Raw genomic sequence first — 11778 nt, 5'->3', positions numbered from 1 at the left:
CTTTATTATTATACACATGTATAATTAATGCAAATGGCGGAAAACTCAATATCTGACGATTTAAAAAGCACCCGCGCCCGCTCGGTTGGGCGCCCCAAGGCCGATGATCAGTCTGATCGGGCATCTGACTTGATTGAGTCTGCGATCGAGCTTGTTGCTGAGGGCGGTTTTGATTCGCTTAATATGCGTTTAGTTGCGCTCAGAGCAGGCGTTTCGCTGGGCTTGGTGCGACACTACTTTGGTGGCAAGGCAGGCTTAATCTCGGCTAGCAATGCCGCAGTTGAGCGCAAAGTCGCAGCTATTTTTGCTGCGGTCTTTGGTGATTCAAACCTTGAATCGGCCCATCAGCAGGTTGAAGAGATGACCGAGCGGTTGATTACGGAAGTGTCACCCAAAATCATCTATTTTAAGTACTTGGGCCAATTAGCGATGCGCCAAGATGAAGAAGCGGCGGATTCATTTGCTGTGTACTTTAGTACCGTTCACGCTTTTGTTGAAAGACTGGATAAAACCCAGTCGGGGTTGGAAAGCAGAGACAGGACTTGGGCTGTTTTTCAATTTATTTTTTTGCAATTGGGGCCTGTGCTCCTCGAGCCGCAAATTACCAATATTCTAGGCCGTGGTGCTTTTGAGCCGGAGATGATTCGCGCTCGGGTAAAATCTATGAGCCGCATGTTAACGTCTGGGCTCCTCTCGGCGTGATCTATCGGTAAATCACCAGCACTGCACTAAAATGCGCCTTGTAGGTGTTTGGATATTAATACCCCGTTTTTGGTTGATGAACGCTATTCCCCAGCTTGAGCAACTCTACAAGCTGCAAAGAGTTAATAGCCATTATCAATATGATTTAAAGTATAAGCGGGATAAACGCTACCCATGCCGCTAAATGATTGTGGCAATGCCGCTAGACGCCGGACTAAGCCAAGCCTTTGTTGCCAGCCTACAAAGGCCGCACGCAGATGTTTACGTGTCTTGGGTGCAGATGTATCAGGAAGGCAAACTGGCAAACAAAGTCAGGGATGATTTCTAATTCATTCAATCTGGATAGGCATAAAGTCGCTGGATTGCATTACCATGATCTCAGGCTAAATGCGTTTACAGAATGGAGCAAGGGGGTTGCTTGAAACCCGAGACCCAGATCTGTCTGCGCTGAAAAATTAAATTGTAAAATATTTATTTATGCATTTATTAGGTATATTCACGTGAAAGTTGTGATGTGCCCACAAAGCACAATGGTAAGTCGAGATTGTGGAGCGATCCAGCGCTGGCCGGACTGAGCTAATAAGAGAAATTGTTATGAGAATATTGCTTTTTTCCCCTATATTTTTGCTGTTGCAGGCCTGTTGGCACCCGCTGGAGATTGTAGGGGAGGGTGATATTGTTGAACGATTGGAGGGGGTGCGCGGCTGCACGCTGGAAGAGTTTAAAAGCCAGTCTGTGCGGTGTGCGCAAAACGATGTAGCCAATGAGGCTTACATCGTTTCCTACGAGGCGGTGCCCCGGTCAGGCTGGGTCTTTGATGGCTGGGAGGGCGTGGGATGTCCAGAGGATTCAGTAGCCCCATTTTGCGACTACGAGGTGAGTCAGCCCTACGTAGATTTCACTAATGAGACATGGCCAGGCGTGCCGATGCCCGCGCTTGTAGCGGTGTTCAAGCGAGCTGGTCCCGATTTTTCGTTGGGCGGCAGCATAGCGGCCCCAGCGAGTACGGTGGTCGATTCCGATACCAATGATCCGAATGCATCCTTTGCCTCTAACGACAGCTGTAGCATGGCAGCTACGATCAGCAACCCGACCGCGATCGGCGGCTATATCAACGAGGCGGGCACAGGTACGTCTGGTCGTTCACTGGCTGCCGGCGACTTGGACGACTACTATAAGGTCGAACTGCTCGCGGGCCAGATTATCACGATGGCAGTTGCTGACTTTCAAACAGGTGATGCCGACCTCTACCTCCACGATAGTAACTGTGTGGTTGTCGATGGCTCCTTGAATACGGATCAGACCGAAAGCCTGACTGTGGCCAGCGCCGGCGTTTATTTTGTGAATGCCCGTGTCTATTCGGGCGCCACCAATTACGTGCTTGTGATTGGCAACGCTAATATTGCCAATGCCACTGGAGGCATGCGCCTGTCGAACGAATTCGTTCCCGGGCAGGCGATCATGAACTACGACAGAAAAATGAAGACAGCGCAGCAGTTGTCGACCCAATCGATCACGGCGAAGGCGGGTGTCAGCGTCCTTGCAGGCGCAGCAGACCGGGAAGTGCTGCTGGAGTTAGACCTGTCGACCCAGCCCTTGTCGACCATGTCCAACCTGAGACCAGCCGCGAACGCGGACGGCCTCACGTTTAGCAGCGCACAGGATCGCGAGAAGTGGGAGACACTGATGGCCATCAAGAAACTGCGCAAAACTGAATCGGTCGCCCATGCGGGACCTAATTACATCCGCCATGCCCTGGCTATTCCAAATGATGAATTCTATCCCAGGCAGTGGCACTATCCTTTGATCAATCTGCCAGCCGCCTGGGACCTGGAAACAGGTAAGTCCAGTGTCATCGTCGCCAATATCGACACTGGGATGCTGCTGAACCACCCTGATCTTCAGGGCCAGCTCATTGCCGGTTACGATTTCATTAAAGATCCTGCAACAGCCAACGATGGCGACGGCATCGATGCGAACCCTGATGACCCGGGCGATACCGAGGGAGGTGCCCCGAGCAGCTTTCACGGCACCCATGTCGGCGGCACCATTGCAGCTCGCACAAATAACAACATTGGCATCGCCGGTGTTGCCTGGGGCGTGAAAATCATGCCCCTGCGGGTATTGGGCAAAGGCGGTGGCACTGACTATGATATCGCGCAAAGCGTGCGCTACGCGGCCGGGTTAGCGAACGACTCCGGTACGCTCCCGGCCCGGCGCGCGGATATTATGAACCTGAGCCTGGGGGGCGATGGCCCCTGCGGTGACACAACCCAGAATGCGTTCAATGCGGCGCGCAATGCCGGCGTTATCATCGTCGTCGCGGCCGGCAACGAAACGTCAGGGGATCAAAAAAACCCCGCCTGGTGTGATGGCGTTGTTAGCGTCAGCGCAGTTGGACCGCAACGCAAGCTGACTTCCTACTCCAACTTCGGCCCTAAAACTGATATCGCAGCTCCGGGCGGTGCTTCTGATTTTGATACCGACGGTGACGGATTTCCCGATGGTGTGCTGAGTACACTTGGTGATGACTCATCAGCCGGGGCCATTACGTTTAATTACAAATACTACGATGGTACATCCATGGCCGCTCCACACGTTGCCGGTGTATTCGCGTTGATGAAATCGGCGAACAGCAATGTAACGCCAGATTTCATTGACCAGCAGCTTGCGGCAGGCAACCTGACTGATGAAATCGGGACTCCCGGACGGGATGACAAGTTTGGCTACGGCCTGATCAATGCGCAGAAGGCTGTCACAGCTGCGCTGAATCTGGGTGGCGTCGAACCGGCGCCTGTTCCAAAGCTAACGGTCACTCCTACATCGTTAAACTTCGGCGCCGCGATATCGGGACTGGAGATTAACGCGCAAAATGGCAGCACGGGTAATTTACGGGTGACCACAGTTGGAGCGAACAAACCCTGGCTGATGGTGACACCGCTCAATACAGACAACCAGTTGCTTGGCAGCTATCGCGTCTCTGTCAATCGTAGCGGACTGGCCGATGGCCTCTTCTCGGGCCAGATCAGCGTGCAGTCGTCAGTTAATACCGTCAATGTCCCGGTCATCATGACGGTTAGTTCTTCCAATGATGGCGGCAACGCGGGCTACATCTATGTATTGCTGATCAATGCGACTACCGGTGAAACCCTGGAGGCATCTCCACCCGTTTCGGCAGGCACCTATGCCTATACGTTCGAGAATGTACCGGCGGGGAACTACGAGATTGTCGCCGGGACAGACTCGGACAACGACTTTTTTATCTGTGACCCCGGTGAAGCCTGCGGAGCGTATAAAACAGTAGATCAACCTAGGACGGTTAACGGGAACAACGCCGGGACAAATCTGGACTTCTCTGTCAGCTATGAGATCTCATTGCCGGTAACCAGTGCAAATAGCGGCACGGCAGAACAACCAAACCGCGGCTTTTCCCGCAGCGCGGCTACGCCAATGAGGTCTGTTGCTCCGTGATGATGAAAATACGCTCAGGGATCACTGCGGTATTTTTGGTGGCCATCAGCGCCTGCCAGTCAGGCGCCGGCGAGACGGGAGCGGATACGGTACCGATCTTGGCGGTTTACAGCGACAGCCAATGTTTGAAACGCGAGTTGGGGATTGAAGTGATTCGCGATGCAGACGCCCTGGCAGCCTGGTGGGCACCGCTCTCGCGAATGCAGCTACCGCAGCGACAACTGCCGCAAGAACTTGCGACTATCGATTTCGTAACCTCAGCGGTCTTTGTCGTCTCCATGGGCTCGCGTCCTACCCCCGACTATGCCGTCGAGTTGTACAGCGACCGCGCGCCTGTGCAGGGATCGTCTCTTACACTCCCCGTTGATTTCCTGCAGCCGACTCCCGGCGCTGCGCTCGCTCAAGTTGTTACCAGTCCCTGCGCCGTGTTCACCGTGCCTGTCTATCATTATGAAACTATTGCGGTCCGTGATTCACATGGCAATAACATGCTGGAGAGCCAGCTCTAGCGCCATCTCATTATTTCCTGGTATTGCCAAGTTAACCAGCCGAAGTTGATACACTCGGCCCATGAATACTTATAAGCGTCACCGATTCTCGCCAGATATCATTTCCTACGCCGTCTGGCTGTATTACCGCTTTAATCTAAGTCACCGTGACATTGAAGATCTGCTAGCTCAGCGAGGCATCACCGTTACGCGCGAGTCAATCCGACTTTGGTGTATCAAATTTGGAGCTATATACACTCGGCGCTTGAAACGAAAGCATCGAGGTTACGGTGACACCTTCTATATCGATGAAGTCTTTATCAGAATTAACGGCAAGCAGCATTACCTATGGCGCGCAGTGGATCAGGATGGTGAGATGGTGGATGTCTATCTGCAGGCGAAGCGTGATGGGGCAGCGGCGAAGCGGTTCTTCAAGCGCCTACTACGTTCGCATGGCAGAGAGCTCAGAAAAATCGTAACAGATAAACTGCGAAGCTATGGTGTTGCTCACCGTGAGCTGATACCAGAGACTATCCACAGTACTCAGCAGTACGAGAATAATCGGGCAGAACAATCGTACGAGGCCACCAGGGTGAGGGAACGGGGGATGCGTAAGTTCAAGTCAGTTCGGCAGGCACAGCGGTTTTTGGGCGCTCATGCTGCGGTCAGCAATCTATTTAATCTGGGAAGGCACCTAGTCGGCGCTCAACATTATCGGGATCTTAGGATAGCTGCGTTTGGTGAGTGGGGTAGGGCGGTTGCTTGAGATTTGTAGCTTGATTTTTCAGGGCCAGAGAAATTAACTTGCCAAAACCGGATCGAGTTCAGGTAGTTAAGGGGTGGCTGGACAGTGATGGTCAGTCTCAAGAGAAAGTTTTTGACGTTGCGTGGGCGGGAGAACGCATACCCAATGCGGCAGGTAAGGTACCCGCCATCGGGAATACGGTGAATGAAGAAACCGCTGACTTTAGTAACATTATCGGCACACAAGAGCTATCAGCTTTATGGACAGATCAGGGTTTCGACCCCAAGGTCCGAGCGTTTTACTACATCAGAGCGCTGCAAATACCAACAGCTCGACACTCGCTGTATGATGCGATCGCACTGCAAATAGGTGAAGCCGATCGAGGGGCGAACAGCCTGCAAGAGCGCGCCTATTCTTCACCTATCTGGTATACGCCCTGATTCGCCCTCGTTGTGGCCGACATTACGCAGAATCTGTTTGAATTGCGCCATTTCTGCATCGCTCAGATCTTTAAAAATGATGTCTACCTAAGTATAAGAAGTATAAATGGGGTGTCGGGAGTAACTGGTCGTCCAGAAAATAGTCTAGAGTCCTGAAATACTGGAAGACGGCTCGGGCTATGCCTTGGGTTAATACTCGCATTGCAGGTCTTGTAGATCTTTTTCGCTCACCTTCGAAACCAGGCACGAACAACTCTATACCAATTAATTCTTCAGTGGCTTCCTTGCTGATTTAGTGCTGTTGACCGGGATTTCTTCCCAGCGAAAAGAGGCAATGACTTCGGTGACGCTCTGGTCGGTGGTGCTAGGTGTGACAGGGCGGGGGTGTTCTGTTCCTTGCTCTTAAGATGAGCCAGAATTCTATCGATGATGTCCTGGTCTTTGATGCAACGGTTCGGCGCTCCGACGATAACTTTGACAGAACCAACGCAGCGGCCACAAACAGCAATATCGATGCGGATGGCCGCCCCATTGATACTCGCTTGAGTCGCTGGGCGAGGTCATAGCAGCATGGCACTCGGCCGGTGTCCTTACTTCCGCATTTGCGCACGTCTTAAGTGCTTTGCCACGTCTGGCCGGAGTGACTGCCCCGCGCCAGCGGTGATTTGGGGCAAGGATGCCATGGTGCGGTTGCCAACAACTGGAATTACTTAAATCTAAATGACAATCATTTGTATTTAAATCGAGACGCTACTATACTGGCTCCAGCGAAGCTTCCCACGTATGAGGAGAGATAATATGAAATTACGTTTTTTATGCCCTGCACACGGTATTGAGCTGGCGAATAGCCCAGAGCGGGCTCGCACGTGTTTTGAAACCGGCTTGGATACGGGTTATCTGCTCACTGAGCAGGGCCTCTATGAGGAGGCCTTGCCGCATCTGGGCTGTGCGTTTGAAGCTGCAGAAATTATTTTTGCAGCGCGAGGCGTAGAGCGTGAGCGCGCTTATTCTATGTTCACAACGGCCACTGTGCTGCTAAGCCGGGTATATTCGGCGTTGAATCAGCATGAACAAGGCGCCCACATTTGTCAGCTCGCTGTGCGCAGGTTGCTGAGTGAGGCCTCGCTTCAGCCGCACTCCGAGCAGGCAATTACAAGGCAGATGCAAGAAATTTATAGGTACACTCATCAGGAGTCCACTGTGCCGGTGCAGATGCGTGTGGGTCGTCGGAAAGCTCCCAGGCCTGCACACTTTGCAACCATTCACTAGCATGCGTGTCGGGATGATTCGTCTATGAGAGCTGGAAGTGCCTATTTCTGCGAACTTGAGCGTGCCAGCGCGCCGGCCTCTGCGACTGAGGATAGTGGACAGGTAGAAGCTACCCACTTCTTGCAAAATAATGGCGCAGAGGATTACGTTCAAATCGAGCTGACGGTTTCTGCGCTCAGGCGACTGATTCAACAAAGCGAGCTGGTGGTATCAGAGCTCAGTTGTTTGAACGTTAAATCGAAGAAAGCTGTTCTCCAGGCTCTTTTGCTCGCTATTAATGGACGTCGCTGCCCGAAACCGCCGAGCAGCCACTAACTAACGCTGCTCAGGCGCAAGAGTTGCGAGGTCGTGTTAGAGAAGCGGGCCAGATTAGAACAGAACAGAGGGCTGTCAGGAGTTGAGTAAATCTAAGTTCGATAAATGCTCCCTCCAGGCCACGCAGCGTAGACTATGTTTTCGGCGCTGGACGCGGAGACAACAAACGTGGTTTTTCTGTGATGATATTTTCTTTACGATGATCAACCCCAAGCTATAAAGCCCGCAATATGCGGGCTTTATAGCAGTTCAGAAAACTCTGCAGTAACTCTACTATTCAAGATCAGCGTAAATGGTCAGCATTCCTCAAGACCTTGCTGCATTCGTTCAAGCATCCGGTCATATTCGTCCCAGCGGCTCATTCCTGCTCCAGATAGTTTTTGGCTTAGGTACAGGATATGACTGCTGGGCTGTGAAAGTTATGGCTGAGAGGGCCAACAGCGTGACTGTGTGCGCCAATGACAGATATGCGCCTCACAGGGTCGGTTGGAGAGGTAGTTAACTGAATTGTCGCCATAGGCCATGATATTGGCGTAGACAGCCATCCTGTGGCCACCGTCTTCACTATACGATTCAGGTTGACTCAATTAGGGCTAGAGCCAAGAGGAAGCGATGAGTGAAGTTCTGGAATTTAGAGTGGCGATAGTGCTGATCCCCATAATGGTTATGGGGATGTGCTGGATAGTGACAGAGCTAAACAAAGGAGATTAATCATGGGCTGGTTCGATGATGCTGGTAAGAACTATTATCTACTGGGATCCCGCCCTGAGGGAAATAGAGGATCGCAATACCCGAGCAGCGATGTATGAGCAGATGGCGAAAACCCTTGCCAGTATCCACCGTGTCGACATTGAAGCAGCGGGGCTTGCGGGTTACGGGCGGCCGGGGAACTATTTTGAGCGGCAGGTGGGGCGCTGGACGAAACAGTACTGCGCATCGGAGCTGGACAAGATCGACGCAATGGATGAACTGATTGCGTGGCTGAGGCTGAATCGATAGTAGAGCCAGACTGCGTAACTAATGATATCGGGTGGAAATCGGTGGCGCTTATAAGTATTCATCACCGGATTATCCCATTTCCGGGGTTTAACTTGTCAGTTTATTTGTGAGGATATCGATAAACTTTTGAGCCGCCGGGGAGCGCGAACGCTTGTTCATTTCAATAATTCCCAGTTCAGTATTCAGGCTCGGGTGTGTGGCGTCGAGTTTTACAAGCGTGCCCTGTTGAAGCTCAGGCGCACAATTATATTCCGAAGAGATTAGCCAGGAATCGGAACACAGCAGCACAGCTATGAGCGTTGGAAAGTCACTACACGCAATATGAGGCTTTGATAACCCTGTAGCGTTCTGTACTGTATCTCTCAGCCGATGTGTTGGGCCAACGAGGGTCGACGTAATGAGTGGATACTTCGCCAACTGGCTGAAGCTGATATTTTTTTGTGATTGCAGTGGGTGGCCTTTGCGAGTAAGCACCGACAAGGACACATTGGTGATTAGTTCTCTTCGGTATTCGTTTACCTCCCAGTGACTGCCAAGTCCGGTGATAAGCAAATCGACATTCCGCTGCTTGAGCCTCTCGTCTAGCTCTTCATGTGTGCCTTCGCCAACGGTAATACTAATATTGGGATGTTGGAATACAAACTCCGGGAGCGAAGTTCTTAAAACCAACTCCCTTACTCCCCTGCCGACACCGATATGTAATTCCCCTGCTTCAATATTCTGGTAGATGCGAGCGGCACGCTGAATATCTTCGACATCAAGCAGTACCTGCTGGCACTTTTCGATGATTTCCAGGCAGAAGATGGTCGGTCGCATGCCCCCACTGTGCCGGTCAAACAACCTCACATTTAGCAGCCTCTCCAGGGTACTCAGGCTACGCGTCAGTGCAGGCTGAGTAATGTGCAGGACCTCTGCGGCCTTGTGCATATTGCCTTGCTCCGCAATCGCGGTGAGATGACGGAGCTGCTTTAAGCTTGCCATAGGAACCTCTTCTGATGCCTTATTATTATCATTTAATAATATTAAATAATTATACATTATTATACGGGATACCTACCATTGTCTGTAGCTCCACGTGCTCTCGACGCACTGGCAGGTCATCAAAGTGACGGTGGCCGAGTTCAGAATGTTGACGTTGTTAAAATTTGAACGGATTAATTACGTATGAATAACTCTAAATTACATTGTCTCGCTCTTGCATTGCTGCTTCTCACTGGCTGTAAGATTACGCAAGTCGTTCCCGAGGGCGGTGCTATTGTTTCTCGCACCGGAGAAAGGGACTGTGCAGCCAATGAAACGTGCGAGATTGACGTGGTTAACGGAGCTGAATTTTCCGACACCTTTACCGCAGTTGCGGATCACGGCTATCGTTTCGTTGGATGGAAGCAGACGAACCTGTACCTGTGCGGTGGCAGCGCGGAGCCCTGTGCACTAGAGAACGTGTCTGGATATTGGACTAATTCGGATGCCGAAGTCTATCTGGAGCCCATATTCGAACCTGATCTGCTGGTGAGCCGCTCCACTGATCAGATCACGCTTGTCGAATCCCGAACGCTTAACATGAATGGTAATTCCTGGGAGCTCAATTTCTATCGCAATGAGGCCTATAGCTGCGGCCTATCCGGAAACTACACCTTTTTTGTCATGGAGCCAGCCAATAATCCCGGTGCCGAGGCACCGCTGTGGGCCTATCTGCACGGCGGCGGCTATGGCTGGTTCGATCAGAATCAGGTTTACCAAGCAGTAAAAACTCAAACCCAGAATACCTTCAACCACGAGGAATCCTTTGATGACCTGATTGATAAACACCTTTTGCACAATACAATGCGCAATGATCAGGTGATGGATTCCACGCTCACGCGACGGATACAGGAAGGCTACCGTGTGCTGTTGGTTTCCATGTGCGATCACGACAATTACTCTGGTAGAGGCGCACCCTACCCGAACAACCCGAACCCGAATGGTGGAGAAAGGCAGGTTAACGGCTTGCAGGCCACCATGTCTGCCATGGACTTTACCGTGGCTAATTATCCCAGCACCCGAGTTTTTGCCCACGGTACCAGCGCGGGTTCGATTGGTGTGTTTAACATGTCGCATGCCTATGCCGAGGAGGGTACTTACCTGACGGCGATTGTGGCCGATTCGTGGCAATACACCCGCAGGACATTCGAAATGCATGAAACCCTCGTCGGCGTGGAGGGTTACGTGTTCAACGAGGGGAGTGACCTCCGCGGAGACGGTATGGACAAAATCGGTTTTCCGTACGTGGAACTGGGCATCTACCCCGAGGCCCTCATCGAGGACGGCTGGGTCGAGGTGCCGAGCATGTACATAGTCGGCGAGAAAGATCCTGGTTGCGGGGGTTACCGCGATGACATATTACGGGCAATTCCCCAGGCAGAAGCTGAGGGTCTGAGTAATTGCGGCTGGCAGTATGATGGCTTGCGTGAAGTGATTGCTAATCAATCTAACAGCCCTCATGTATTTGATCTCTCTCCCACCGGCGATCACGTTGAAACCAATAGACAAAATCCCGTTAACGACAGGGTGGACAACTTCCTGAGCGATGTTTTGTCGACGAACCCGCCGAGAGTATTTCCATCGGTAAGTCAGTAGCGGGTAAATCTTTGCACCACTGCATATGCCTCCCTGGGGTACTGACAAGTTAACTTATTCTTGCTCAAAAAATGGAAATTCAGATCGAATAAATCGGACAAACAGGGCTCAAAGTGGAGCTGCATGAAACGATTTCGGGCACTGGAGGTCGATTTGTGTCGCGCCAGCCCATGACTTCAAGTTAAGTTGGCGGTACCGATTCTACCAATATCAGCGACTTAACTTGTCAGTACCTTCGCCAGGGACATGTTTAGCTGCAGCGCCATACTACGCCGCTTTCGATCTAGCCTCCCACAGGTCATATTCGGCTTGCATACGCACCCACATTTCCGCCGTCGTTCCAATCGTAGACTCAAGCACAATAGCGAATGCTGGCGAGATGCCACGCTTACCGTTCACGATCTCATTGATCTTTCTAGGGGAACACTGACAAAGCTTCGCCAGAGCGGTCTGATTCAGAGACATCTCTGTCATATAAACTTCATTAAGCACCATGCCAGGGTGCAGCGGTGCTGGGTTAGCAATCATCTCTAGCCTCCATGATAATTCTCAATTCTGACTTCAGTAAACTCACCACTTTTATATTTGAATGTAATGCACCAGGGCAGTCTTATAGTCACACTCCAGCAATCCTTTCTGTCACCTTTCAATTTGTGGAGGCGAATATTTGGCGGTTGGCTTTGAATCAATAAATCATCGATAGTCGTCGTCGAGTGCATAATGGTCATAAGGG

Annotated in this window: 13 protein-coding genes and 1 pseudogene; 10 read left to right on the top strand and 4 right to left on the bottom strand. The window is 51.5% G+C overall.

Annotated elements, in window-relative coordinates; translation table 11 throughout:
- The first annotated feature begins 27 nt into the window (after window positions 1-27).
- The 9 genes from EYC87_RS08295 (at window position 28) to EYC87_RS08255 (ending at window position 8429) form a co-directional block, all read left to right on the top strand.
- Complete coding sequence (locus tag EYC87_RS08295; protein ID WP_279252459.1) at window positions 28-702, top strand: TetR/AcrR family transcriptional regulator; 675 nt, start codon at window positions 28-30, stop codon at window positions 700-702.
- A gap of 594 nt (window positions 703-1296) precedes the next feature.
- On the top strand, window positions 1297-4173 hold the full coding sequence (locus EYC87_RS08290; RefSeq protein ID WP_279252458.1) for a S8 family peptidase: 2877 nt from the start codon (window positions 1297-1299) through the stop codon (window positions 4171-4173).
- A complete protein-coding gene (locus EYC87_RS08285) occupies window positions 4173-4682 on the top strand; it encodes a protease complex subunit PrcB family protein (protein WP_279252481.1) in 510 nt (169 codons plus the stop codon). The genes EYC87_RS08290 and EYC87_RS08285 overlap by 1 nt, the downstream gene beginning before the upstream one ends.
- Before the next feature lie 61 nt (window positions 4683-4743).
- On the top strand, window positions 4744-5427 hold the full coding sequence (locus EYC87_RS08280; protein WP_279252457.1) for an IS6 family transposase: 684 nt from the start codon (window positions 4744-4746) through the stop codon (window positions 5425-5427).
- 38 nt (window positions 5428-5465) lie between these two features.
- Window positions 5466-5846, top strand: a complete 381-nt coding sequence (locus tag EYC87_RS08275) for a DUF3604 domain-containing protein (protein WP_279252456.1) — start codon at window positions 5466-5468, stop codon at window positions 5844-5846.
- A 407-nt stretch (window positions 5847-6253) separates the two neighbouring features.
- Complete coding sequence (locus EYC87_RS08270) at window positions 6254-6412, top strand: hypothetical protein (protein WP_279252455.1); 159 nt, start codon at window positions 6254-6256, stop codon at window positions 6410-6412.
- A 232-nt stretch (window positions 6413-6644) separates the two neighbouring features.
- Window positions 6645-7115: a hypothetical protein gene (locus tag EYC87_RS08265; RefSeq protein WP_279252454.1), complete on the top strand. Its 471-nt coding sequence runs from the start codon at window positions 6645-6647 to the stop codon at window positions 7113-7115.
- Window positions 7116-7139: 24 nt separating this feature from the next.
- Window positions 7140-7430 (top strand): hypothetical protein, encoded by a 291-nt coding sequence (locus tag EYC87_RS08260; RefSeq protein ID WP_279252453.1) that lies wholly within the window; start codon window positions 7140-7142, stop codon window positions 7428-7430.
- 726 nt (window positions 7431-8156) lie between these two features.
- A complete protein-coding gene (locus EYC87_RS08255) occupies window positions 8157-8429 on the top strand; it encodes a phosphotransferase (protein WP_279252452.1) in 273 nt (90 codons plus the stop codon).
- Here the strand turns inward: EYC87_RS08255 and EYC87_RS19470 are convergent.
- Window positions 8408-8491: pseudogene (locus EYC87_RS19470) on the bottom strand (IS6 family transposase); the annotation flags it as partial. The gene EYC87_RS08255 and the pseudogene EYC87_RS19470 overlap by 22 nt on opposite strands.
- A 25-nt stretch (window positions 8492-8516) precedes the next feature.
- A complete protein-coding gene (locus tag EYC87_RS08250; RefSeq protein ID WP_279252451.1) occupies window positions 8517-9410 on the bottom strand; it encodes a LysR family transcriptional regulator in 894 nt (297 codons plus the stop codon).
- Window positions 9411-9593: 183 nt separating this feature from the next.
- Between EYC87_RS08250 and EYC87_RS08245 the strand changes: the two genes are divergently transcribed.
- Window positions 9594-11045 (top strand): hypothetical protein, encoded by a 1452-nt coding sequence (locus EYC87_RS08245; RefSeq protein ID WP_279252450.1) that lies wholly within the window; start codon window positions 9594-9596, stop codon window positions 11043-11045.
- Window positions 11046-11312: 267 nt separating this feature from the next.
- Here the strand turns inward: EYC87_RS08245 and EYC87_RS08240 are convergent, their stop codons facing one another.
- On the bottom strand, window positions 11313-11573 hold the full coding sequence (locus EYC87_RS08240; protein WP_279252449.1) for a HigA family addiction module antitoxin: 261 nt from the start codon (window positions 11571-11573) through the stop codon (window positions 11313-11315).
- A 2-nt stretch (window positions 11574-11575) separates the two neighbouring features.
- Window positions 11576-11773 carry a type II toxin-antitoxin system RelE/ParE family toxin gene (locus tag EYC87_RS19465; protein WP_423243965.1) on the bottom strand — a complete coding sequence of 66 codons (198 nt, stop codon included), beginning with the start codon at window positions 11771-11773 and terminating at the stop codon, window positions 11576-11578.
- Between the last annotated feature and the right edge of the window lie 5 nt (window positions 11774-11778).

This window comes from Candidatus Seongchinamella marina (assembly GCF_026262685.1).
Classification (GTDB): domain Bacteria; phylum Pseudomonadota; class Gammaproteobacteria; order Pseudomonadales; family Halieaceae; genus Halioglobus; species Halioglobus marinus.
Note: the sequence above shows the minus strand (reverse complement) of the source record. Positions and strands in the feature narration are given on the sequence as shown.

Bases quoted from the DNA above. Each gene is read 5' to 3' on its own strand.
- EYC87_RS08250 (WP_279252451.1), bottom strand. From the start codon at position 9,410: ATGGCAAGCTTAAAGCAGCTCCGTCATCTCACCGCGATTGCGGAGCAA.
- EYC87_RS08270 (WP_279252455.1), top strand. From the start codon at position 6,254: ATGAGCCAGAATTCTATCGATGATGTCCTGGTCTTTGATGCAACGGTT.
- EYC87_RS08290 (WP_279252458.1), top strand. From the start codon at position 1,297: ATGAGAATATTGCTTTTTTCCCCTATATTTTTGCTGTTGCAGGCCTGT.
- EYC87_RS08260 (WP_279252453.1), top strand. From the start codon at position 7,140: ATGAGAGCTGGAAGTGCCTATTTCTGCGAACTTGAGCGTGCCAGCGCG.
- EYC87_RS19465 (WP_423243965.1), bottom strand. From the start codon at position 11,773: ATGACCATTATGCACTCGACGACGACTATCGATGATTTATTGATTCAA.
- EYC87_RS08285 (WP_279252481.1), top strand. From the start codon at position 4,173: ATGATGAAAATACGCTCAGGGATCACTGCGGTATTTTTGGTGGCCATC.
- EYC87_RS08265 (WP_279252454.1), top strand. From the start codon at position 6,645: ATGAAATTACGTTTTTTATGCCCTGCACACGGTATTGAGCTGGCGAAT.
- EYC87_RS08245 (WP_279252450.1), top strand. From the start codon at position 9,594: ATGAATAACTCTAAATTACATTGTCTCGCTCTTGCATTGCTGCTTCTC.
- EYC87_RS08255 (WP_279252452.1), top strand. From the start codon at position 8,157: ATGATGCTGGTAAGAACTATTATCTACTGGGATCCCGCCCTGAGGGAA.
- EYC87_RS08280 (WP_279252457.1), top strand. From the start codon at position 4,744: ATGAATACTTATAAGCGTCACCGATTCTCGCCAGATATCATTTCCTAC.
- EYC87_RS08240 (WP_279252449.1), bottom strand. From the start codon at position 11,573: ATGATTGCTAACCCAGCACCGCTGCACCCTGGCATGGTGCTTAATGAA.
- EYC87_RS08295 (WP_279252459.1), top strand. From the start codon at position 28: ATGCAAATGGCGGAAAACTCAATATCTGACGATTTAAAAAGCACCCGC.